The 24,090-nt window shown below is 71.1% G+C and carries 19 protein-coding genes and 1 pseudogene; 8 read left to right on the top strand and 12 right to left on the bottom strand.

Annotated elements, in window-relative coordinates:
• Positions 1–86 precede the first annotated feature (86 nt).
• Positions 87–1,037 (bottom strand): annotated as a pseudogene (pip, locus tag ASE68_RS16960) (prolyl aminopeptidase); the annotation flags it as partial.
• A gap of 360 nt (positions 1,038–1,397) precedes the next feature.
• Here pip and ASE68_RS16955 point away from each other — a divergent pair.
• From ASE68_RS16955 to ASE68_RS19965, 8 genes are all read left to right on the top strand, one after another.
• Positions 1,398–2,975, top strand: a complete 1,578-nt coding sequence (locus ASE68_RS16955) for a sugar transferase (protein ID WP_082462443.1) — start codon at positions 1,398–1,400, stop codon at positions 2,973–2,975.
• A gap of 157 nt (positions 2,976–3,132) precedes the next feature.
• Positions 3,133–4,050 carry a glycosyltransferase gene (locus tag ASE68_RS16950; RefSeq protein ID WP_235481080.1) on the top strand — a complete coding sequence of 306 codons (918 nt, stop codon included), beginning with the start codon at positions 3,133–3,135 and terminating at the stop codon, positions 4,048–4,050.
• Positions 4,047–5,819 carry a GMC oxidoreductase gene (locus ASE68_RS16945; protein ID WP_082462466.1) on the top strand — a complete coding sequence of 591 codons (1,773 nt, stop codon included), beginning with the start codon at positions 4,047–4,049 and terminating at the stop codon, positions 5,817–5,819. Before ASE68_RS16950 ends, ASE68_RS16945 begins: the two co-directional genes overlap by 4 nt.
• 498 nt (positions 5,820–6,317) lie before the next feature.
• The gene (locus ASE68_RS16940; RefSeq protein ID WP_055862643.1) at positions 6,318–6,953 is read left to right on the top strand and encodes an acyltransferase; all 636 of its coding nucleotides are present in this window, start codon (positions 6,318–6,320) and stop codon (positions 6,951–6,953) included.
• The gene (locus ASE68_RS16935) at positions 6,950–7,885 is read left to right on the top strand and encodes a WecB/TagA/CpsF family glycosyltransferase (RefSeq protein ID WP_055862355.1); all 936 of its coding nucleotides are present in this window, start codon (positions 6,950–6,952) and stop codon (positions 7,883–7,885) included. Before ASE68_RS16940 ends, ASE68_RS16935 begins: the two co-directional genes overlap by 4 nt.
• A 2-nt stretch (positions 7,886–7,887) precedes the next feature.
• On the top strand, positions 7,888–8,895 hold the full coding sequence (locus ASE68_RS16930; RefSeq protein ID WP_055862353.1) for a glycosyltransferase: 1,008 nt from the start codon (positions 7,888–7,890) through the stop codon (positions 8,893–8,895).
• Entirely contained in the window at positions 8,892–9,800 is a 909-nt protein-coding gene (locus ASE68_RS16925; protein ID WP_055862351.1) for a DUF6492 family protein, read from the top strand. The genes ASE68_RS16930 and ASE68_RS16925 overlap by 4 nt, the downstream gene beginning before the upstream one ends.
• Before the next feature lie 141 nt (positions 9,801–9,941).
• Entirely contained in the window at positions 9,942–11,876 is a 1,935-nt protein-coding gene (locus tag ASE68_RS19965) for a DUF4082 domain-containing protein (protein WP_082462440.1), read from the top strand.
• Between the two features lie 58 nt (positions 11,877–11,934).
• Here ASE68_RS19965 and ASE68_RS16915 read toward each other — a convergent pair whose 3' ends face one another.
• The 11 genes from ASE68_RS16915 to ASE68_RS16865 all read right to left on the bottom strand — a co-directional run bounded on the left by ASE68_RS16915 (position 11,935) and on the right by ASE68_RS16865 (position 23,817).
• The gene (locus tag ASE68_RS16915; protein WP_055862350.1) at positions 11,935–13,239 is read right to left on the bottom strand and encodes an O-antigen ligase; all 1,305 of its coding nucleotides are present in this window, start codon (positions 13,237–13,239) and stop codon (positions 11,935–11,937) included.
• An 80-nt stretch (positions 13,240–13,319) separates the two neighbouring features.
• Entirely contained in the window at positions 13,320–14,174 is an 855-nt protein-coding gene (locus ASE68_RS16910) for a hypothetical protein (RefSeq protein ID WP_055862348.1), read from the bottom strand.
• A 10-nt stretch (positions 14,175–14,184) separates the two neighbouring features.
• Complete coding sequence (locus tag ASE68_RS16905) at positions 14,185–14,913, bottom strand: hypothetical protein (RefSeq protein WP_055862346.1); 729 nt, start codon at positions 14,911–14,913, stop codon at positions 14,185–14,187.
• Positions 14,910–16,091, bottom strand: coding sequence for a glycosyltransferase (locus tag ASE68_RS16900; protein WP_055862344.1), 1,182 nt, complete (start codon positions 16,089–16,091; stop codon positions 14,910–14,912). Before ASE68_RS16900 ends, ASE68_RS16905 begins: the two co-directional genes overlap by 4 nt.
• Positions 16,091–17,359: a glycosyltransferase family 4 protein gene (locus ASE68_RS16895; protein ID WP_055862343.1), complete on the bottom strand. Its 1,269-nt coding sequence runs from the start codon at positions 17,357–17,359 to the stop codon at positions 16,091–16,093. The genes ASE68_RS16900 and ASE68_RS16895 overlap by 1 nt, the downstream gene beginning before the upstream one ends.
• On the bottom strand, positions 17,356–18,828 hold the full coding sequence (locus ASE68_RS16890; protein ID WP_200921771.1) for a lipopolysaccharide biosynthesis protein: 1,473 nt from the start codon (positions 18,826–18,828) through the stop codon (positions 17,356–17,358). The genes ASE68_RS16895 and ASE68_RS16890 overlap by 4 nt, the downstream gene beginning before the upstream one ends.
• Positions 18,829–18,842: 14 nt before the next feature.
• Entirely contained in the window at positions 18,843–19,979 is a 1,137-nt protein-coding gene (locus ASE68_RS16885; protein ID WP_055862341.1) for a DegT/DnrJ/EryC1/StrS aminotransferase family protein, read from the bottom strand.
• Entirely contained in the window at positions 19,976–20,611 is a 636-nt protein-coding gene (locus tag ASE68_RS16880; RefSeq protein ID WP_055862339.1) for a NeuD/PglB/VioB family sugar acetyltransferase, read from the bottom strand. Before ASE68_RS16880 ends, ASE68_RS16885 begins: the two co-directional genes overlap by 4 nt.
• Position 20,612: 1 nt before the next feature.
• Positions 20,613–21,767 (bottom strand): DegT/DnrJ/EryC1/StrS aminotransferase family protein, encoded by a 1,155-nt coding sequence (locus ASE68_RS16875; RefSeq protein ID WP_055862337.1) that lies wholly within the window; start codon positions 21,765–21,767, stop codon positions 20,613–20,615.
• Entirely contained in the window at positions 21,764–22,759 is a 996-nt protein-coding gene (locus tag ASE68_RS16870; protein WP_055862333.1) for an NAD-dependent epimerase/dehydratase family protein, read from the bottom strand. The genes ASE68_RS16875 and ASE68_RS16870 overlap by 4 nt, the downstream gene beginning before the upstream one ends.
• Positions 22,756–23,817 (bottom strand): Gfo/Idh/MocA family protein, encoded by a 1,062-nt coding sequence (locus tag ASE68_RS16865; RefSeq protein WP_055862331.1) that lies wholly within the window; start codon positions 23,815–23,817, stop codon positions 22,756–22,758. The genes ASE68_RS16870 and ASE68_RS16865 overlap by 4 nt, the downstream gene beginning before the upstream one ends.
• Positions 23,818–24,090: the final 273 nt, after the last annotated feature.

The raw sequence follows: 24,090 nt of genomic DNA, 5'->3' as shown, positions 1-24,090 counted from the left end.
TCTGCGTCGGCCGCATCGCCGAACGCGTCCTCGTCGACGTCGTCGATGAGATCGTCGTCGGCGAGCTCGCCCCGGTACCGCTCCCCGGCGAACCGGTCGGTCGCGTCGATGAGGGCGTCGAGGATGCCCGGCTCGTCGAACGCATGCCCCGCATCACCGATGATGCGCAATTCCGCCTCGGGCAGCGCCCGGTGCAGGTCCCACGCCGTCATCACGGGCGTGCACATGTCGTACCGCCCCTGCACGATCACCGTCGGGATGCCGGCCAGCCGATGCGCGTCACGGATCAGCTGCCCGTCTTCCCACCATCCGCCGTGCCGGAAGTAGTGGTTCTCGATGCGCGCGAACGCGGTCGCGTACTCGGGCGAGACGAACTTCGAGATCGTCTCGATCTGCGGCAGGAGGGTGATCGTGGTGCCCTCCCAGCGCGACCACGCGATCGCGGCGGACTGGTGCACCTCGGGGTTCGGGTCGGCGAGCAGGCGGCCGTACGCCTCGATCAGGTGCGTGCGCTCGAGCACCGGGATGGGCGCGACGAAGTCCTCCCACAGGTCGGGGAAGATCGCCGAGGCGCCGCCCTCGTAGAACCAGTCGAGCTCCTGGCGGCGCAGGGTGAAGATGCCGCGGAGCACGAGCTCGGTGACGCGTTCGGGGTGGGTCTCGGCGTAGGCGAGTGCGAGGGCGCTCCCCCACGAGCCGCCGAACACCTGCCACCGGTCGACCCCGAGGTGCGCGCGCAGCCGTTCGATGTCGGCCACGAGGTGCCAGGTGGTGTTCGCCGAGAGGTCGGCGGAAGGCTCGCTCGCGTGCGGGATCGACAGGCCGCATCCGCGCTGGTCGAAGAGCACGATCCGGTAGCGCTCGGGGTCGAACATGCGACGATGCGCCGGACTCGTGCCACCCCCGGGTCCGCCGTGCAGGAACACGACGGGCTTGCCCTCCCGGTTGCCCGAGATCTCCCAGTAGATGTGCTGTCCGTCCCCCACGTCGAGCATGCCCGTCTCGAGCGGCTCGATCTCCGGATACAGGTCTCTCATGGCCTCACGGTAGCGGCGCGAGCGACCTCCGGGCCGCTGGCGCACCGTGGTCGCGCGAGACCGGGGGCGGGGTCGGGCGGCGCCGGTCGCACCCCTTCGGCACCCGTCGAAGACGACGGCGGACGGCCCGCCGGACGGACACCCGACGGCCCGCATGATGGCACACGCACACCGTCACCCGTTCGAGGGTAACCCGCATTGGGGGCCGCTGGAATCCACCCGGAAGGGGTAGCTTCACGACCAGTCTCGAGGATCTTTCGGAGGTCGAAACCCAAAGTGATGCGTCACAGCATCGCCTGCGACATCCGCTCGATCCGAGGGTGAACCCGAACATCCGATCTCCGCTGCCCAGGAGTATCCGTGACCACCCATGCCCATTCGCACAGCGCGCCTCCGATTCCCGTCGGCTCGCCGCTCGAGCCGAGGCGCACCCGGGCCGCAGTGCACGGCACGGCACTCGGCACGGTCGGCGGCACCGCGATCCAGCCCCGTCCGCAGAGCGGTGCTCCCTGGGTGAAGCGGCATCGTGTCGGCCTCGTCGTCTCCGACGCGGCCGTCATCATCGGCGCCGTCACCGTCGGGCTGGTCGTTCCCCTCCCGTCCGCGACGGGCGTGCGCGGCCCAGTGCTGTTCGCCGGCGTGACGCTCGCCTCGCTCGTCGCGGCGATCATCCTCATCGGCGGATGGTTCGCGCTGCTCTCGATCCTCCGCTCCCGTGAGAGCCGCGTGCTCGGGATCGGCGCCACCGAGTACAAGCGGGTCGCGAACGCGACCTTCCTCGCCCTCGGCTGGGTGGCCGTCGTGTGCGCACTCGTCAGCATCCCCGCCGCCCGCGGCCTGCTGCTGATCGCGCTGCCGCTCGGACTCGGCGGACTCCTCGCCGAGCGCTGGCTCTGGCGCAAGCGTCTCGGCGCAGCGCAGTCGAACGGGCACTACCTCGCTCGCGCGATCGTCATCGGCAAGCTCGAGGACGTGCAGTACGTCGTCGAGCGCATCAGCGAGTCCGCCGGGCCGCTGTTCTCCATCGAGGGGGCGGTGATCGAAGGCCGCGCGGCCGGCGACTCCTCCATCAGGATCGGCGGACGGATCGTCCCGATCATCGGCGGCCTCGACGACGCGGCGAGCGCGGCAGCGCATGCCGGAGCCGAGGCGGTCATCGTCGCCGGACACCCGGCGGGCGGCAGCGCCTACATCCGCTCGCTCGCGTGGGCGCTCGAGCCGCTCGGCGCCGAGCTGGTGCTCTCGAGCCGGCTCGCCGACGTGGCCGGCCCCCGCATCCACTTCCGGCCCATCGAGGGCCTCCCCCTCATCCATGTCGAGACCCCGCGATTCGAGGGCGGCAAGCACGTGCTCAAGCGCGGCTTCGACGTGACCGCCGCACTCTGCGGGCTGATCATCATCACGCCGCTGCTGATGCTCATCGCGGCGGCCATCAAGATCGACAGCCCCGGCCCCGTGTTCTTCCGGCAGCGCCGGATCGGCCGCAACGGCGAGACGTTCGAGATGCTGAAGTTCCGGTCGATGGTCCCCGACGCGGAGGCCAGGCTCGCCGAGCTCCGCGGCCGGAACGAGGGCGAGGGCCTGCTGTTCAAGCTGAAGGACGACCCCCGGGTCACCCGCCTCGGGCGGTACCTGCGGGCGCACTCCATCGATGAACTCCCCCAGCTCTGGAACGTCGTCCGCGGCGAGATGAGCATGGTCGGACCGCGGCCGCCGCTGCCGACGGAGGTGGCCGCGTACACCTCCGACGTGCACCGCCGGCTCTTCATCAAGCCCGGGCTCACCGGCCTCTGGCAGGTGAGCGGGCGGTCGGACCTCAGCTGGGAGGAGAGCGTGCGCCTCGACCTGTACTACGTCGAGAACTGGTCGCTCGCCGGCGACCTCATGCTCATCTGGCGCACGGCCAAGGTCGTCGCCCGACCGGCGGGCGCCTACTAGCTGCAGGTCACCGCCACCACCGGCCCGCCGGACCCGGCCGCCCGACCCGCACACGCCCCACCCGCCAGACCCCGCACCGATCCCGCACCGATCCCGAGGAAGTCCCGCTCAGATGCGAACTCCGCCGACCCGGACCAGCCCCACCATGATGGAGGCCGTGCCTCCGCCCTCCCCCGACGGGTCGGTCGTCACCCACGAACCCGCGCCGCGGCCCGCGGTCGACATCCCCGCCGATCGGGTCGGTGCCGTGATCGTCCCCGCCCACGACGAGGCGGCCGTGATCGGCCGAACGCTTCGCGCGCTCGCGCCGCTCGCTGCGGTGCCGGGGTTCGAGGTCGTCGTGGTGTGCAACGGATGCTCCGACGACACCGCCGCGCTCGCGCGCGCGTTCGTGGGCGTCCGCGTGGTGGAGATCACCGAGGCGTCGAAACCCGCCGCGCTGAACGCCGGCGACCGGGCCGCATCCGCCTGGCCGCGCCTGTACCTCGACGCCGACATCGAGATCGCGCCCGAGGCCGTGCTCGCGGTCTTCGACGCACTCGAGGAGCCGGGGGTGCTCGCGGCCCGGGCCTTCCACGTCTACGACACGACCGGTGCGACCGCGGGCGTGCGGGCCTACTACCGCGCGCGCAGCCGCATCCCCGCGCCGCCGCTCCGGCTCTGGGGGGCTGGCGGCTACGCCGCCAACGAGGCCGGCCACCACCGCATCCCCGAGTTCCCGAGCGTCACCGCCGACGACTCGTGGTTCGACGCGCGCTTCGAGGACCACGAGAAGCGCGTGGTCGAGACCGAGCCCATGCGCGTGCGAACCCCTCGCGATACCGCAGGCCTGCTCGCGGTGCTCACCAGGCAACGCCGGGGGTACGTCGAACTCGGCATCCCGTCATCCGCCGGATCGCGCGGCGCAGCCCTCATCGGTTCGGTGCGCGGACCGCGGAGCCTCGTCGACCTCGCGTACTACGTCGTGCTCACGACGATCTCGCGGCGACGATCCGACGCGATCCTGCGCCGGGCGAGCGCTCGAACGTGGGAACGCGACGCGTCGAGCCGGGTGCGGGCGGGAGCCGCATCATGAACCGGCCCTCGGCCGAGACCGTCCTCGAGGGCTACGACGTCGCCGTGGTCGGCGCCGGGCCCGTCGGCCTCGCCTTCGCGATGGAATCGGCCAGGCTGGGTCGGCGGGTGCTCCTCGTCGACGCAGGCGACGCACGCTCCGCCAAGCGCGACATCGAGCCGAAATCGGCGGGCCGCTCGCGCATCGTCGACCCCGCGCGGCACGCACCGCTCTCGCAGACCACGCGACGCGGCATCGGCGGCACGTCGTGGCTCTGGGGTGGGCGCTGCGTGCCCTACGAGCCGATCGACTTCGAGGCGCGCGCGTACGTGCCGGACAGCGAGTGGCCGATCGGCGTCGACGAGGTCCGGCCCTGGCAGGCCGCCGCAGCAGAGCACCTCGACTGCGGGACCGACGCGTTCCGCTCTCCGCTGCCCGACTGGGACGGCCTCGGCGAATTCGAGATGTCGAACCTCGAGCGCTGGGCGCGCCGACCCAAGCTCGCCCCTCGACTCGGCGAACGCGTGACGAGCCATCCGCTGGTGACCGTGCTCGAGGGAAGCCCGCTCGTCGACCTCGACCGCGCCGACGACGGGTCCGTGACCGCACTCGTCGTGCAGCGCGGGGGCGAGGCGGTTCGGGTGCGTGCCCACGACTACGTGCTCGCCATGGGCGGCCTCGAGATCACCCGGTTCCTCCTCGGCGTCCAGGCCGGGCAGCCCGGATCGTTCGGCGGCGTCGACGGCCCGCTCGGGCGCTATTACATGGGGCATCTCACGGGGGCCGTGGCGGAGATCGTCTTCGACGACCCGGCACGCGCCGCGGACCTCGACTTCGTGCTCGACGAGCACTCCACCTACCTCCGGCGCCGGTTCACGCTCCAGGAGGCCGCACAGCGGCGCCACGGCGTGCTCAACACGAGCTTCTACCTCGACAACCCGCCCTTCTACGAAGCCGAGCACCGCAACGCGACGCTCTCGGCCGTCTTCCTCGGCCTGACCATTCCGCCCGTCGGGCGCCGGATCCTCGCCGAGGGCATCCGCCTTCGGCACATCGGACCGAAGCCGTACCGGATCGCTCCCCACATCGGCAACATCCTCCGCCGCCCGTGGCGGGCTGCCGGCGACGTGCTCGACATCCTGCGCCGACGCTACCTCTCCCCCGTTCGCAAGCCCGGATTCATCCTCCGCAACGAGGGCGGCCGCTACGCGCTGCACTACCACTCGGAGCAGGTTCCCGATCCCGACAGCCGCCTGACGATGGAGATCGACGAGGCCGGCCGCCCGGAGCTCCGCATCGACTACCGCTACCGGGAGCAGGACGTCGACTCCCTGCTGCGATGCCACGAGCTCCTCGACGAGCAGCTGCGGTCTTCGGGCATCGGCAGGCTCGAGTACCCGGCACCCGACGAGGCAGCAGTGCGCGCGCTCATCTGGGAGCAGGCGACGGACGGATTCCACAGCATCGGCACCACCCGGATGAGCGTCGACCCGGCCGACGGCGTCGTCGACGGCGACTGCCGGGTGCACGGCACGAGCAACCTGCACATCGCCTCGAGCAGCGTGTTCCGCACCGCCGGCGAGGCCAACCCGACGTTCCTGGCGGCCACGCTGGCGGTGCGCCTGGCGCACCATCTCGCGGCGGCGGCCGAACCGGCATCCGACCTCGCGATCGAACCGGCGTCCGCCGTCGCACCGGCCACCGTGGTCGGGGTCGCCCGACCGAGCGAAGAGTCCCCTGAGCAGGGCTCCCCCTCACTGGGGGAGGAGAAGGAGGTGGTGCATCAGTAGCGTTCACACCGAGGCTCAGAACGCGACCGTTCGGCCGGCGAATCCGACGCAGTCGTCGGAACCGAGCCGATCGAGGCGATCGGCATCACCGCGACACGAACGCCGAAGCATCATCACCCGGTCCCCGAAGACCGGACCCTGCGCCATCCGGATGTCCCGACTCCCCAACAGGCCCGCCAACCCGGCAACCCCGCAACCCACCAACCCGACCAACCCGCCACCCGAGCAGTTCGACTCCCCGACACGCCCGCCCCGCCTCCCACCCACCCGAACACCCCGAAGCACCGCCCGGCCGACAGCCCCGGCCGCAGCACGACGAATCCCGACCGGCCCCGACCCCATGGGCCTCCCCGAACCATCCGACTCCCGATGACCACGGCGGTCATCCTGCCCGATCCGGAGTACGCACGAGATGCTCGAACGCCCGTCGACCCGAACTCCCGCCACCGCACGCCTCGAATGCCGACCCGTCTCGCGACGCGAGGAGGTCGGGCCACGATGACGACCGCCCTGGTGCCCGACGAGGCCATCGAACCCGTCGTCCGCGTGGCGACGAGCGCCTCGATCGACCCATCGGCGGCCATCGGCGACGGCACGTCGATCTGGCATCTGAGCCAGGTGCGCGACCACGTGGTCATCGGCGAGGAATGCGTCATCGGCCGCAACGTGTACCTCGGCCCCGGCGTCGTGCTCGGCGACCGCTGCAAGGTGCAGAACAACGCGCTCGTGTACGAGCCGGCCCGACTCGAGGACGGCGTCTTCATCGGCCCGGGCGTGGTGCTCACGAACGACGAGTTCCCACGAGCGGTGAACCCCGACGGCACGATCAAGTCCGCTGAGGACTGGACCGCGGTCGGCGTCACGGTGCGTCGCGGCGCATCCGTCGGCGCGCGCGCGGTGTGCGTGGCCCCCGTCGAGATCGGCGAGTGGTCGCTCATCGCCGCCGGAGCCGTCGTGACGCGGAACGTGCCGGCGTACGCGCTCGTCGTCGGGGTTCCCGCCCGCCGCATCGGCTGGGTCGGCCGCGCCGGTGTGCCCCTCGTCGAGGGACCGCCGGGCGTCTGGGTGTGCCCGAGCACCGGGCAACGCCACCACGAGGTCGACGGGGTCCTGGCCGAGGAGACGGCGTCATGACGCTCATCCGCCGCGACCGTGCGTCGAGCACCCGCCTCGATGCGACGGACGCGATCACCGGAGCAGCCCAGGGCGACCCGACCGCCGCGACGACACCTGCCCCATCTCAGACCGGCACCGGCTCGATCGTCGCCGTCGAGCATGGCACCGCGCCGGTGCGCGTTCGCCTCGGCGGCGTGCCCGTCGACCTCCACGGGCGCGCCGACGCGGTCGAGCAGATCCGACGCCGATCGCTCACCACCGGAGAGCGGCCGCTCGGCGTGGTCTCCGTCAACCTCGACCACCTGCACTACTTCGGCGATCGACGCGTGCTGACCGGGGCCTTCGGCATCCGCGACGGCGCACGCAGCGACATCCGCTGGCTGCACCTCATCGACGGCGCACCCATCGCCGCACAGGCGCGCCGCGCGACGGGCCAGGCGTGGCCGCGGCTCTCGGGGAGCGACCTGATCGGCCCCATCCTCGAGCACGCCGAGGCCGACGGCGTCTCGGTCGGGTTCATCGGCGGAGCCCCCGACATCCGCAATCGACTGCTCGAAGCCCTGCGCGAGCGCTCGCCGAACCTCCGGGTGGCCGGCGTCTGGTCGCCCGCGCGCGCCGAACTGCTCGACATGGACTCGTCGTCGGACCTCGCCGCGGAGATCGCGGCGGCGGGCGTCGACATCCTCGTCGTCTGCCTCGGCAAGCCCCGTCAGGAGCTGTGGATCGACCACTTCGGCGTGATGACCGGGGCGAAGGTGCTGCTCGCGTTCGGCGCGGTGGTCGACTTCCTCGCCGGGCGAGTCTCGCGGGCGCCCGAATGGGTCTCGTCGCACGGCATGGAATGGGCGTGGCGACTCGTGCTCGAGCCCAAGCGCCTCGCCAAGCGATACCTGCTCTACGGGCCCGGCGCCTACCGCATCCTGCGGCGCAGCGGGGCGGGGTCGGCGTAGCCATGGCCTCCCCCGATGCGAGCCCGGCGGTCGCGATCGGCGACGACCCCGCGTCGTCGCGGTCCGGCCGGTTCGCGGGTCCGGATGCCACGGCCGACGTCGCGGTCGTCGTGGTCACCTACGAGAGCGCGAACGACCTCGAGGCCCTGATCGCGTCGCTCCGGGTCGAGGCAGCGGGCCAGCGACTGCGCGTGGTCGTCGCCGACAACGGCTCCTCGGACGGCACCCTCGCCGTCGCCCGCAGCCACTCGGACATCGTCGCCATCGAGACGGGCGGCAACCTCGGCTACGCGGGCGGGATCAACGCCGCGATGCGCGCCGTCGGTGATGCCGGCACCATCCTCATCCTCAATCCCGACCTCGTCGTCGTGCCCGGCGCCATCGCCGCGCTCCGCGAACGCCTGCGGCACTCGGATGTCGGGGTCGTCGTGCCGAGGATCCTCGACGCCGACGGCTCGCCGTTCACCTCGCTCAGGCGAGAGCCGTCGTTGCTCCGCGCGGTCGGCGATGCGGCCTTCGGGAGCCGGTTCGCCTCCCGCCCCGGCGCGTTCGCCGAGGTCGTCCACGACGCCTCGGCATACGAGCACCCGCACCCGGCCGACTGGGCCACGGGCGCCGCGCTGCTGATCGACGCACGGGTCGCACGCGCCGTCGGCCCGTGGGACGAGCGCTTCTTCCTCTACTCGGAGGAGACCGACTTCCTGCGCCGCGTGCGCGACCTGGGTCGCACGGTCTGGTTCGAGCCTGGGGCCGTCGTGCGCCACGCACAGGGCGGCTCGGGCGCCTCGGTCGACCTCGAGCGCCTCATGGCCGTCAACCGCATCCGCTACATGCGCAAGCACCACGGCCCGATCACCGCGGCCGCCTACCGCGGCGCGGTCGTGATGCACGAGGCGGCGCGCGCGTGGATGCCGGCCCATCGCGCGGCACTGCGCACCGTGCTCTCAGAACGCACCTGGGCGGACCTGCCGCGGGCGAGCCGTCACGACGAAACAGGGAGCGCCGCATGAGCCTCGCGATCGTGACGCCGAGCTACGCGCCGGACTACGAGAACTTCGCCCGCCTGCACGAGTCGGTGCTGCGCCATGCCCCCGAGGACGTGACGCACCACGTGCTCGTGCCTCCGCCCGACCTGCGCCTGTTCTCGCAGCTCGCGTCCGATCGTCTGCAGGTGCACTCGCAGTTCGACGTACTGCCGCGCTCCTTCGTCTCGACGAGCCGGCTGAGCAGGCTGGCCAGGCTGCCGCGTCGATTCGACGTCGCGGCGGTGAACCTCGCCCGGCCGTGGCCGCCGGTGCGCGGGTGGATCCTCCAGCAACTCGTGAAGCTCGCCTTCGTCGCGAGCCGCGAGGAGGACGTCGCGCTGATCATCGATTCGGACGTGCTCATCGTGCGCGACCTCGACGAGTCGATGTTCCGCGACGGCGATCGAGTGCGCCTCTACCGCAGTCCCGGCGCCGTCCACGCGGGCATGCCCCAGCACATCCGGTGGCGCACGAATGCGGCCCGGCTCATCGGCACGCCCACCCCGGATCCCGATGCGGCGGACTACATCGCGAGCTTCCTGACCTGGTCGCCCGCAACCGTGCGAGCACTGCTCGGGCGGGTCGAGACCGTGACCGGGCGGCCGTGGGCCGGAGTCCTCGCATCGGAACTCGCCCTGTCGGAGTGCCTGCTGTACGGCGAGTACGTGGCGGCCTTCGGCACGGATTCGGAGCAATCGTTCACCTCCGCCGAGACGCGCTGCCTCAGCCACTGGGACCCCGCCCCACTTGATCGGGCCGGCGCCGACGCCTTCGTGCATCGTCTCGCCGCAGAGCACCTCGCCATCCACGTCCAGTCGACCTCGGCGACGGACCGGGCAGTCCTCGATCGCCTGGCCGACGCTGCGGAGACAGCGGCCGGAAGGACCTGACCGAGACGCATGTCCGTTCCGCGGCGTTCGATCGAGAGGCTTGCCAACCGAGCGATCCTCAATGTTAGGCTTTGCGCGGGTGCGGGACCCTACGCGCGACACTCGATCGATATCGACTCGACCGAGCATGGGATGTAGAACGTGGCAACGAGCTCTCAGCGTCAACGAACCGAGCGAGCAGTCCATCGGGGGCCGCGTCGGCGACGACGTCTCTTCACGCTTGCCGCGCTCGCGCTCACGGCGGTGCTCGCCACGACGACGGCCGTCGTCGGGTCGACGCTCGGCGCCGCGCCTGCCAGCGCCGCCACCGGCGTCTTCGACAACTCGGTGCGCCCCCGCGTCGCCGCCGACCCCGACACGGCCTCGGTCGAACTCGGCGTGCGCTTCACGGTGGCGAAAGCCGGCACGATCACGGGCATCGAGTTCTACCGGACACCCGCGAACCGCGGCCCGCATGTCGGATCGCTGTGGAGCCCGACCGGCAAGCGACTCGCAACGGTGCGCTTCCCCGCCGGCAAGACCTCCGGATGGGTCGGCGCGAACTTCAGCAAGCCGGTGCGCGTCGAGGTCGGCAAGACGTACGTCGCGTCGTACCTGGCGCCGAAGGGCCGATACGCGGCCGACACGCAGTACTTCACCCGCGCCAAGACGAAGGGTGGCGTGACCTTCCCGAAGGGCGCCGGCGTGTACCGGTACGGCAAGGGCGGGTACCCCACCTCGAACTACCGCAACTCCAACTACTACGTCGACGTGCGGTACGTCGCGGGCGGTCGAGTTCCCGTCGTGACGCCGACGGCGACGCCCAAGCCGACGGCGACGGCGACGCCCAAGCCGACCGTCACGCCGACGCCGACCGTCACGCCGAAGCCGACCACCCCACCCACGACGAACCCGCCAACCAGTCCGCCGCTGGGCAGTTCGCAGCTCACCCTGCCGAAGGAGGCATGGTACGGAGGCCCCTCGTATTACGCCCAGTTCCCCAAGGCGAAGGCATCGGGATGGGCCGACGCCGCGTTCTTCCCGATCTCGGTGTTCCTCGGCAAGCCGGAGCACGCTGCCGCGCTGAAGGCCGCCGGGGTCAACACCTACATGGGCGCAGAGCACGACGGCTCAAGCGTCTCGACGATGACCGGTCAGGGTATCTCGGTGCTCGCCCAGCGCGACGAGTGGACTCGGTCCGAAGTGGGCGACGACCCCGGTGTCGTCGGCTGGCTGGTCAGCGACGAGTGCGACATGGGTCTCGGCGGCTGCCAGGGCGATGAGCAAGCCTGGCTCGCACAGCAGCGCGCGTGGTCGGAGGAACTGCGTTCACGCAAGGACGGCCGGTTCCTGCAGGCCAACTTCGGCAACGGCGTGCTCGGCACGTGGTGGTCGCCGGCGACGATGGACGACCATGTCGCCCTGCTGGACGTCACGAGTGTCGACAAGTACGCGTACACGAGCCCGCACGTGCAAGGGCTTCTCGCCACGAACCCCGCCTGGCCCATCGGAAAGAGCCCGGCGAGCTCGAGCGCCTATGGCTGGCTGCAGGACCGCATGGAGACGTTCGCGAACCCGAAGGACCTCACGCCGAACTGGGTGTTCGTCGAGACCGCCATGCCGTACCTGACCGACAACGATGCGACCACGATCACCGGCGAACAGATCGAGGGTGCGGTGTGGAACGCGATCATCAACGGCGCGTCGGGCATCGCGTATTTCCAGCACAACAACAACGGCGAGTGCGGCAACTACTCGATCCTCGAGTGCGGCGCAGACCGCAAGGCGAAGATCACCGCCGTGAATGCGCAGGTGCGCTCGCTCGCCCCGGTGCTCAACACGCCGACGTACACCTGGCGATTCGGCACCGGCCTCGACACGAGCCTCAAGGCCGCCGGCGGTGACGCCTACGTCTTCGCGATGACGGACGGCGGCACCGGGTCCCGGACGTTCGTGCTTCCGCCCGAGCTCGCCTCCGCGGCATCCGTCGTGGTCGTCGGCGAGGGTCGCACGATCAAGGTCTCGAATGGCACGTTCAGCGACTCGTTCGCCGCTGAACACACGCATCACATCTACCGGATCGCCCTCGCCGATTGAACCGTGGGCCGCGCGTCCCACCGACGCCCCCACGGGGCGTCCGTCAAGGGCTCGCCCGTCACGACCTGATTTCGTGGTCCTCTGCGAGGTCGCCCACCGGCCCGCCTGCCTTGGCTGCGGCGTCGAAGGCCGCGACCGAGCGCACCGCTGCGCAGAGGCCGACGCAGACGAAGAACAGGCCGCTCGAAATCGGGAACGAGAACCCGTCGAATCCAGCGAAGATCACGGCAGCGGTGAGCACGGACACGCCCGCCGCCTGCCCGAGCAGGCGGATCTCGGGGTCGTCGGTCACGGTGCGGGCATGGAACGCCGACCACATCGCGCAGCAGACGAGTGACAGGAGCCCGACCAGTCCGAGGATGCCCAGCTCGATGGTCCAGAGCGCCCACGCGTTGTCGAAGATGTAGTACCGCGAGAGGAACGTGCCGAAGCCGGTGCCGACGAACGGCGAGGCGGCGATGAAATCCGGCAACTTCGCGAGGGCGTTCGTCCTGGACTGCGCACTCGGGTCGTCGTCGACCTCGACGAACTGCGCGAGCATCGTCGAGAACATTCCGGGCACGGCGACCATCACGATCGCCGCGAGCATGAGGCCGCCGATCACCACCCCGGTCCTCAACTTCCTCGACAGTGCCGGCAGCATGCCGACGATCGCCACGAGGAGGCCGAGCAGCGCGGAGCGCGAGGCCGAGATCAGGGTGGCAATGCTGATCAGGGCGAGTGGAAGCAACCGGACGGCGCGCGCGAACGACAGCCGCGGTCCCGGTCTCGTCCGCAAGGCGAACGCGAGCGCGAATGGGAAGACCATGCACAGGAGGGCCGCGTACTCGAGCGGGTTGATCGCGGTGCCCACCGCTCTGACGAACGCTCCTCGAACCTGCGCCCCTCCGGATTCGTTCACGCTCATGCCTGGGATCGTGATCGCGTCGATGATCTCCTGCCCGGTGACGAACTGGGCGAGGCCGAGCACGGCGACCAGCGAGACGACGACCACGAGCACGTTGACGAGTCGGCGGAGTTCCTCGAGCGTGCGGATGCCGTCGACGGCGACGAACAGGACACCGCCCAATGACACGAGCCGCAGCAGGCTCGTCATCGCGGGGCTCACCTGGTCCACGGGCTGGCCGCGCAGCATCGCGGCAGCGAAGCTCACCAGGGCGACCAGCACCAGCCCGGCGAACACCAGCCGGACCGGCTGGGAAGGATGCTCCACCGGGCGGGAGACGACCATGAGTTGATGCACGGCCCACCAGAAGGCGAGCAGCAACCCCCACAGCAGTGACGGCCAACCGAGCGACGCGAGGACCGTGATCGTCAGGCCCGACGGGATGACGCACAGCAGCACCACGTACACGCTCAGCATGAATACGGCGTCGGGCTGCCAGATTCGTCGATTGCCGACGTGCTGACGTGCCGTCCTCCGCTGCGTGGTGCGACTCGAGCTCATGTGCGGGTTCGTGGGTGGTGCTGCGGTCGCGCCGACTGCAGCGCTCGCTCGTGTTCGAGGGCTGTCTCACCTGCGGCGGGCGACCCGGCGGAGATCAGCGGCTCGTCCGGCAGTGGCGGCCCGGGGGCACGTTCGGCGGCGGGGGGTGCCGTCGAAACCCGGTCGAGTGCGCTCGCCCGGAGCCCTTGGGTTCCGCCGTCGGGTTCGCCCGCAGCATCCGCTTCGCCGCCCGCGTCGATCGCTGACGACCGACGGCGTCTGCGCACGCTCAACCCGTCGACCAGCGCGGCGACGACGATCGTGAGGAGGAGACCGCCCGCGAGCGCGATTGCGGCGAACGCGTACCGCGTCTTCTGGATCGTGATGCCCTGCTGGTCGACCGTCAAGGTCGACACGCGGATGCGGCTCCCGGGAGCGATGCCGTCGTCCTCCTGCATCTGGTCGAGCGTGTCCACCGTCTGCTCGATCATCGCCTCGAGGGCACGTCCCGCCTCGGCATCCTGAGCGGCGGTCGCGGTCACGACGATGATCGGACTCACCGTGCTCGGATCGCGCGCGACCTCGATCTCCACGCCCGGGAATCGTTCGGCCATCTCGTTGAGCGTGTTCTCGGATCCGACGGCACGGACGAGGACGTCGGCCGCGAGCGAGAGCCCCGAGATGTAGAGATAGGGGTTACCGTCGTCGGGAAGGCTCACCCGGTCCGGCAACAGGAGCTGGCTCGCCGACCGCTCATAGCTCGGCGGCGTCAGCACGAGGGCGGCCAGCGCGAGACCGAGCGCGATGATGATGCCGGGCAGGGTGATGTACCAGCGTCGGAGCAGGCCCCGCAGCGTCTCGAGTACGTTCATGTTCGCCGCCTCACTCCTCGGTACGCAGAGGGTATCGCGAAGGTATCGGCCCGGCCGCACTTCGCATGGGTTGCTGATGCCCGGTCGGCACGCGCCGCCGCGCCGAGGCCGACCGGCGTTCGAGGAGCACCGACACCCAGGCCCCAAGGATGAGCGCCGCGGCGAGCAGCGCGCCCATCGCGGCGAGCTCTGCGGTCCGTCCCGCCGAGACGTATTCGATCGCTGTCGTGAGCGGCATGACCTCGGTGTGGATGCGCTCGGTCTCCACGGCACCGATCGCGATCTGCTGCGCCTCGGAGATCGCGACGATCTTCTCGAGGTACTGACGCTGTGTCGCCTCGACCCACGCACGATCGGAGCCCACGATCGAGATCGCGATCTCGGCGCGCGGGAAGTTCGCACGCCACTGCGTGCCGTCGCTCGGCACCGAGATGCGGACGTCCTGACGGATGCCCGCCCCGTAGAGCGGCGCACTGTCGCGCGAGTAGCGCTCGGCCGGGCGGCCGTTGTTGATCGACTCGGCGACCGTCGCGGCGAACGAGATGACGGCCTCGTTCTCGAGTCCGTTGCCGGCCGCCAGGGACTCGCCGCCGGGCAGCAGGAATGCCACGACCGGCTTCGTCGAGTAGGTTCCGCCGTCGCGCTCGAGCAGCACGTACGCTCCGGCCGCGACCACGACCGCGAGGAGCATCACGTACCAGCGCCGGAAGATCGCGCGGAACAGCAGGCGAGTGGTCATCGCAGACCTCCCGCGACGACGTGACGATCCGCCCGCCCACCCGACCGCTCGACCAGGTCGACGAGCGACGCCCCGCGTCGGTCCCAGCTGTGAGCTCCGGCGAACTCGCGTCGATCCCGCTCGAGCGCCCGATCATCGCGCGCGGCGAGGGCCAGCTCGACCGCACAGGCGAACGAGGCGGGGCTCGTCTCGACCCGCACGTGCGGCGACGCGAACCACCGCGACGCCGGCAGTTCGGTCGACACCACGCCGACGCCCGCGGCGAGGTACTCGAGGGTCTTCAAGGGCGAGCTCGCCCGATTGAACGGCGTGTCCGCGTACGGCGTCAGCCCGACGCCGATCTCGGCGAGATGGTCGGGCACCTCCTCTCGAGCCACGGCGCCGCGCCAATCGACGAGCGGATGCCCCATCAATCGCGTGAGTTCCGCCGAGAACTCCGGCTGGCGATCGGTGCGCGGGCCGACGAGCCGCAGCGGAATCCCCGCGTCCACGACGGCCTTCAGGTAGGCGAGGTCGAGCCGTTCGTTGAGCTGGCCGATGACGCCGGCGATCGGGAGACGGCCGCGGTCGTGCAGGTCGGCAACCGTCGACGGCGCACCGTTCGGGATGACCGTGACGCGGCGCCCCTCGGTTACGCCGGGCACCAAGGCCTCGATTCGCGCCACGAGCTCTGGGCTCACGACCGCGATGGCGTCGGCCTCGCGGATGTTCCGGTGGAGCATGCGTTCGACGAACCGCCTGCTCACGCCCATCATCGACGCTCCCTCGATCCAATCGTCGGTGACGTACAGCACCCGGGTGAACCTGCCAGAGGACGGGAACCGGGTGAGCGGATTCGCGACGACCACGACTCCCCCGGAGAGGGCTCGCGTCGCACGCGCGAACGAGGCGTGCTGCAACCACCGCGACACCGCCCGCAGCGGCCAACGCGTGACACCGAGGGTCGCGGGCACCTGCACGCGCCTGACGGCGCCGATCGTCTGGAAGGCCGGCGCGGATCCGCGAAGCCAACCGTCCCATCCCGCGCGGTTGGGAGGGTCGAGCCAGATCACGGAACGCGTCCGGGCGATCGCTTCGACGATGAGCCGATCCGTACCGGTCACCTCATCCCATCCGACTCCGGGGAACCACACCAGGGGAACGGGATCGGCGGATGCCGAGTCAGTCGTGCCGCGCATCACGCACCTCGATCCCGGTTGCGTGCGGTGACGGGCCGCGAATTGAAGTCGTCCAGACGTTCACGACCGAGGGCCCGAAGCGCGCGCTTCTCCCCGTAGTATCGCGCGTACCGCGCGAGCGCAACCGACTCGGAGAGCACGGCGGAACCGCTGCCCCGGCCCTCGAGGGCCTGCAGGTAGACCTCGAGTTGAAGGCCGGCGGCGCGCTCGAGCGAGAAGCGCTCGCGCACCGTGCGCAGTCCGAATTCGCCGAGCTCCCGCCGCCGAGCGGGATCGGCGAGGAGCGGCCGCAGTGCATCCCGGAATGCACCCCCGCCTCCCTCGGCACCATCGCCGATGCCGTACCACCCGGTCCAGAGGAAGCCCGCGAGCGACTCCGGCGTGAGCGTCCGCCAGAATCCGCGCTCGCCCTGCACGATGAGCGGCTTGCCGTAGGCGAGGGCGCGCAACGCCGAACCGCCCATACCGAGCGCGACGTCCGCCGCCGCATATGCCGGGCGCGGGTCGTCGAGCTGCCCGGTGATCACCACCGTTCCGTCACCATGCCGTGCGTTGGCCTCGGATGCCGCGGCCTCGATCTCGGCACGCGCAGGTCCGTCCCCGACGAGCACGAGCGAGACGGGCGACAGCTCGCCCTCGGAGCTGTCCCGCCCCACCTCGCCGACGGAACGGATGGCCGTGAGCGTGCCCTCGAGCTTGAGCTCGTGTGCGAACCGTGCGACGGACACGACGACGAGCCGCGAGCCGTCGAGGCCGAACCGTGCCCGGAAGGCCTCGACACCCGGATCGGACGCGATTTCGTTGTGTCCGAGGTCGACGGGAGGTTCGAGGACGTGCACCCTGCGGCGGCCCGCCGTTCGCTCGGCCGCGCCGATCTCCTCGGTGCCGACGACCAGCTCGATGCTTCTCGGGATGAACGTCGGCACCGACATCGACATGACCGTGCCGACCACGGCCGCCTCACGGCCCATCGTCATCGAGAGCACGCCCTCGAGGATCGGCGGCCATTCGTAGCCGTGCACGAGGTCGATGCCCCGATCCCGCACCAGATGCGCGAGCGCGCGCGCGACCGACGGTGACGGACGCTTGCCCGGCGCGGGCGCCTCGACGAACTCGAGTCCGCACGCCTCGATACGCGCGACCAGGGCGCCGGGTCGCCCGAAGACGAGGACCTCGTGGCCGAGGGCACGCACCGCTGCGGCGAGCTCGATCGCATTGAGCTGGCTGCCGCCGATGCCGAGGTCGTGCGGGTAGACGACGATCCTCATGTCAGGGCCTCCGTCGCACTCGGCTCGGCCGTCGGATCTTCGCGCCGACGCCAGGAATGAAGCGCCTCGCGGAAGGCGGAACGATCGAGCGCGGCGGCGAGGACGAACCCGGTGAGCCCGATGACGCCCGAGACGACGCAGGCGACGACTACATCGGCGATGCTCGCCGACACGGCGTAGGTCGCCGCGAGCACCGCGAGGCCGACGGCGAGCGGCACCGAGCTTCGACGCAACGCGGCGCCGAGAGCGACCCCGCCACGGTGCAGACCCCACAGGTAGAGCGGCAGTACGACCACCACGCCGATCACGAGCTGCGCGATGGCGATGCCCGCTGCGCCGGCCCACGACGCGCCGAGCCAGACCGAGGGCACGAGCACCGCGAGCCAGACGACCTGCACGACCAGGATCCATCTCGTCCGGCCCACGACGACGAGGTAGTCGTAGCTCAACTCGAACACGATGCGCACGGCCGCGAAGATCGCGAGCCAGCGCAGGATCGCCGCCGCAGGCAGCCAGCTCTCGCCGTACACGAGCTCGACGATCGGTTCCGCAGCACCCGCGAGCAGAAAGCACACGGGGAGGGCGAGCGCGCAGAGCGCGCGGAAGACGGCGCCGAACGAGGCCGAGAGTTCATCGGGACGATCCTGCATGCGGGCGAACGCGGCGGGCGCCACGGCACGCAGCGGCTGCGAGAACATCGTGACCGGCCAGCTCGCGAGGTTGAACGCGAGCACGTAGTAGCCGAGTACGGTCGCGCCGAGCAGCGCGCCGGCCACGAACTGGTCGGCGTACCCGATCGCGAACACGATGATGCTCGCACCGGCGAGTGGCAGTCCGAACCGCAGCAGCCTGCCGGCGAGCTCTCGGTGCCATCCGAAGCGGTACGGCAGCGGCGAGACGATGAGGAACATCGCGCCGGAGACAACGGTCGCCACGACCCGGCCGATCGCGAGGCTCATCGCCCCCCAGCCGAGCAGGGCGAGCACGATCGAGATGATCGCCCCCAGCCAGGTGTTCACCTGGTCGATGATCGTTCGCGTGCCCTGCCGGAACTCGCGTTGGAGCAGGGCCGCTGGGGTGGCGACGACGCCGTTCACGAGCACGCTGACCAGCATCAGCTGCACGACGGGCGTCGCATCCGGTGCTCCCATCGCCACCGAGAAGCCGGGCGCCGCGACGAAGCCCGCAGCGAAGAACAGCGCGCTGCCGATCACCGAGATGGTGGTGACCGTCGGCGCGATCTCCCGTGGATCGCTCCTCCAGCGGACGATCGCGAGGCTGACGCCCAGCTCATTGAAACTCAGCACCGCGAGCAGCGCGACCATCGCCACTGCGAACGTGCCGAACGCCTCCGGCCCGAGCAGGCGCGCGAGCACGACACCGATGGCGAGCGTCGCGAGCTTGGAGATCGCGGTGTTGGCGAAGCTCCAGAGGAGGGCACGCGAGGCGCCGGGCGGTTTGGGGGCCATCGTCACGCTCCCGATCAGGCCACCGCCGAGATCGTCACGGCGGACGCCAGGGCTCGCACGACGTGAGACTGCTGCTCGGCCGTCAGGTGCGGGTGCATCGGCAGCGACAGGATGTCGCGTGCAGCCGCCTCGGCGACCGGGAACTGCCCTTCGCGGTAGCCGAGCGACGCGTAGGCGGCCGTGAGGTGCAGCGGGGTCGGATAGTGGATGGCCGCGCCGATGCCGGCCCGGCCGAGTTCGGCGAGCACCCGGTCGCGCTCGTCCACGCGCACGACGTAGAGATGCCAGACGTCGTCGTTGCCGGCTCGGGTGGACGGGACCCGGACGCCGGGCACATCGGACAGGAGTTCGCCGTAGCGGGCGGCCGCGGCGCGGCGCGCCGCGTTCCATCCCTCGAGGCGGCGCAGCTTGGCGCGGAGCACCGGCGCCTGCAGTGCGTCGAGACGCGAGTTGATGCCGGCGCGATCGTGCACGTACTTCACCGAACTGCCGTGCGCGGCGTAGTTGCGCACGAAGTCGGCGATCACGGGGTCATCGGTGAGCACCGCGCCCGCGTCTCCGGCGGCACCCAGGTTCTTGCCCGGGTAGAAGCTCGTCGCGGCGACGTGCCCGAGCGCACCGGCGCGGCCGAGCGTCGACGCGGCGCCCTGCGACTGGGCTGCGTCCTCGACGATCGCGAGGCCCTGTCGCGCCGCGAGCCCGACGAGCGCCTCGAGCGGCGCCGTCTGCCCGTAGAGGTGCACGGGCACGATCGCCCTCGTGCGGTGCGTGACCGCCGCCTCGACCGCGTCGGGGTCGATGAGCAGGTGCTCGTCGTCGACGTCGACGAAGACCGGCGTCGCGCCGATGCGGGTCACGGCCTCGGCCGTCGCGATGAACGTGTTCACGGGCACGATGACCTCGTCGCCCGGCCCGATGCCGACGGAGCGGAGGGCGAGTTCGACGGCATCCGTGCCGTTGGCCACGCCGATGCAGTGCTCGACGCCGATGTACTCGGCGTACTCGCGTTCGAATGCGGCCACCTCGGGTCCGCCGATGAACATCGCTCCGGTGAGCTGGGCCTGCCAGACCGGCAGCACCTCATCGGCGATCTCGGCCGACTGGGCCGCGAGGTCGAGGAACGGCACCTTCACGCGGATGTCGGCGCTCATGTCGTCACTCCCAGCTGTCGTGCGGGCACGCCGGCCCAGGTCTCGGATCCGGGCACGTCGGCGAGCACCACGGCCCCCATGCCGACGGTCGCAGCGGGCCCGACGGATGTCCCGGGCCGCACGGACGCGTTCATGCCGAGGTACGCGCCCCGGCCGACGCGCACGCCACCGCCCAGCGCGACCCCCGCCGCGAGCGTCGCGAAGTCGTCGACCAGGCAGTCGTGCGTGATCACGACGCCCGGCATGGCGACGACGTGCGCACCCACCACCGCGTCGGCCGTGATCGTCACGCCGGCGAGGAGGATGGAACCGACGCCGACGGGGCTTCCGGCCGGATTGCGCACCGACGGGTCGATCGCCGTCGCATACCGACCGGCATCGACGCCGAGGCGCGACATCCGCTCGACGATCGCGGCGCGCGCGAGCCCCGAACCGACGCACACGAGCACCTCGGCATCGGGGTACATCGCGACCTCGTCGATGCCGCCGAGCACGGGCGCGCCGGCGATCGTCCGCGGCAGCTCCGCGTGCCGGTCGTCGAGCACGCCGAGCAGGTCGCGGCCCGCCTCGCGCAGCACCGGTGCGACCTCCCGCGCCAGTCCGCTCGCGCCGACGAGCAGGACGGACGGCATCTCAGCGACCCCCGGCTTCGCGGACGACGGCGACGACGCGATCGAGCTCGGCTGCCTCCATCTGGTGGAAGAGCGGCAGGATGAGCGTGTGGTCGGTGAGTCGCTCGGTGACCTCGAGGCTCGCGGTGCCGCCGTCGTGGCCTGCATAGGCGGGCTGGCGGTGGGCGGCCATGATGCCGCGACGGGCGGAGACCCCGGCCTCGGCGAGCGCGACCAGGAGGCCCTCGCGATCGAGCGGGTACTCGTCGCCGACCTCGAGCCACAGCGACTGGAAGTTGCTCGTGCCCCACGCCGGGTCGTCCACGACCCGGATGCCCGCGACCCCGGCGAGCTCGGCACGGTACCGCGCGGCGTTCTCGCGCCGACGGGTCACGACGCCGTCGAGCTTGCCGAGCTGCACGATGCCGACCGCGGCCTGCAGGTCGGTCATGCGGAAGTTGAAGCCGATCTCGGCGTACTCCTCGGGCGGGGAGACGAGGCTCGCATGGCGGGCCGCCGCCGACACGCTCATCGCGTGCTCGCGCAGCCGACGAGCACGTGCGGCCCACTCGGGATTGCTCGTGGTGAGCATGCCGCCCTCGCCGGTCGTGAGGATCTTGCGAGGGTGGAACGACCACGCGGCGAGATCGGCGCCCGCACCGACCGGGCGACCGCGGTAGGTCGACCCGGCGCCGCACGCGGCATCCTCGATGACGACGATGCCCTTCGGGTCGCACAGCGCACGGATCGGGACGAGGTCGACCGGGATGCCGCCCTGGTCGACGACGATGACGGCGCGCGTCGCCGGGGTGAGCGCGGCGGCGATCGTCTCTGCGGTGACGTTGCCGGTCGACGCATCGACGTCGGCGAACACCGGTCGGGCGCCGACGTAGGTGGGCGCGTTCGAGGTCGCGACGAACGAGAAGCTCGGCACGACGACGTCGTCGCCGGCGCCGATGCCCGCGACCACGAGCGCGAGATGCAGCGCGGTGGTGCAGTTCGACACGGCGACGGCCTCTCCGGCCTGCATCGCCTCGGCGAAGGCCAGCTCGAACGCGGCGACCCTCGGCCCCTGCGCGACCCAGCCGGATTCGATCACCTCGGTGACCGCGGCGACCTCCTCGTCGCCGAGCCAGGGCTTCATCACGTTGATCCGCGGCAGCGCGGCGACGCTCATGCGACGGCCACCTGTCGGCCGGCGGCGATCTCGTCGCGCAACGGGGCCCACCACTCGACGAGCTGCCGCAGGCCGTCCTCGAGTCCGATCGTCGACTCGAACCCGAGATCCCGCCTCGCGGCGCCGGTGTCGGCGAGTCGGCGTGCGACGCCGTTGACCGCGCGCTCCGGGCCGTGCTCGACCCCGAGGTCGCTGCCCATCGCCCGCAGGAGCGCCTCGGCGAGCCCCAGCAGGCTCGTCTCGGTGCCACTCGCGATGTTGTAGGTGCCCTCGACGATGTCGCTGCGCGCGGCCAGCACGTTGGCGCGCGCGATGTCGGGCACGCACACGAAGTCCATGGTCTGCTGCCCGTCGCCGAAGATCAGCGGGGGCTTGCCATCGGCGATGCGCTCCATCCACCGCACCAGCACCTCGGTGTAGAGGCCGTGCACGTCCATGCGCGGGCCGTAGACGTTGAAGTACCTGAGCAGCACGTAGTCGAGGCCCTGCATCGCCCGGAAGCTGCGCACGAGGCCCTCGTTGAACGTCTTCGCCGCACCGTAGAGCGTGTCGTTGTTCTCGTGGTGGTGGCGTTCGTCGGTCGGGAACGTCTCGGCCATGCCGTACACCGAGGCGCTCGACGCGGCGATGAGCTTGCCGACCCGGTGCTCCGCAGCCGCCTCGACCACGTTGAACGTGCCGTCGACGAGCACCTCGAGGGCGAGCCGCGGCTCCTCGGCGCATTGCGTGATGCGGATCGCGGCCTGGTGGAACACGACGTCCTTGCCGCGCGTGAGGTCGTGCACGAGGTCGCGGTCGCGGATGTCCCCGTCGACGAGCGTGACGCGGCCGGTCGCGAGCGCGGGTTCGAGGTTCCCGATGCGACCGCGCACGAGGTTGTCGAGCACGTCGACGTGCTCGACGCCGGCCTCGAGGAGCTGGTCGACGAGCGTCGACCCGATCGTGCCTGCGCCACCGGTCACGAAGACGTTCGCACCCTGCAGTTCGGTCATGCCAGCTCTCCAGTCAGTTGAATCGCATCGACGATGGGCACCGCGCCGCCTCCCGATGCGAGGCTCCGGCTCGCGGCCTCGAGCACCGCGAGCACCCGGAGTCCGGCGTCGCCGTCGGTGCGCGGAGCGCGACCGCCGTGGATCGCCGCCGCGAACTCCGACACCATCGCGTCGAGCGCCTCCCGTTCGGTCAGCGCCGGCGCCCAGGTGTCGCCGAGCCGATACGACACGGTCGCGGTCGCACGCTCGATGCGGTCGAGCGCCTGCGTCTGCAGGTCGACGCCGCGGTCGTACACGCTCAGCCGCTGCTGCGGATTGAGGTCGTCCCAGACGAGCGTGCGGCGCGATCCGCCGATGATCATCTGGCGGATCTTGGTCGGGCTCAGCCAGTTGACGTGCACGTGGGCGACGGCGCCGTCGGCGAGGGGCAGCGCAAGGTACCCGACGCAGGCCTTGCCTGCACCGAGGGGATCGCCACCGGTCGCCGCCGCCGACTGCGGCACGAGGCCGCCGGGCAGCACGAAGTCGATGATCGAGAGATCGTGCGGCGCGAGATCCCAGAAGACGTCGACGTCGGGCTGCACGAGTCCGAGGTTCACGCGAACGGAGTCCACGAAGAGGATGTCGCCGAGCTCGCCCGCTTCGATCAGCTCGCGGATCTTCAGCACGGCCGGCGTGTAGCAGTACGTGTGGTCGGTCATCAGCACGAGGCCGGCGGTGCGAGCGGCGTCCACCATCTCCCGTGCCCGCTCGCTCGAGTCCGCGATCGGCTTCTCGACGACGACGTGCTTGCCCGCGGCGAGCGCGGCGAGCGCGATGCCGTGGTGGGTGCGGGCCGGCGTCGCGATGGCGACCGCGTCGATGGCGGGATCGGCGAGCACCTCGTCGATCGAGGATGAAGCGCGGGCGCCGTTGTAGCGCGCTGCGAGAGCCTGCGCGCGCTCGAGGTCGAGGTCGCAGATGGCGGCGAGGCGCCACTGGTCGTTCGCGTGGAAGTTCCGGGCGAGGTTGGGGCCCCAGTACCCGGCGCCGATGACGGCGACGGCAAGGCTGGTCACGAGTTCGGGCTCCTTGGTATGGCATCGGGTTGTCGGAGCGGCACCCGGACCGAGTGGGGTATCGGCCTCCCCCGGGTGTCTTCTGAACGGGGTGGGAGACCCGTCCAGAGTGTGAATACTGACAGGGCGCCAGAGCCACCGCGAGAACCCAGTTCGGGGGGCCGGGAGCTGGCTCCCGCGTGTCGCGGCGGGGCCCGAGCCCGCGTGCCCTCCGATCGGGGGGCTGCGGCGGCGTGCGGCGAGGACTATGACGGACAGTGGGGAGAAAACCCG

It is taken from the genome of Agromyces sp. Leaf222 (genome assembly GCF_001421565.1).
Classification (GTDB): domain Bacteria; phylum Actinomycetota; class Actinomycetes; order Actinomycetales; family Microbacteriaceae; genus Agromyces.
Note: the sequence above shows the minus strand (reverse complement) of the source record. Positions and strands in the feature narration are given on the sequence as shown.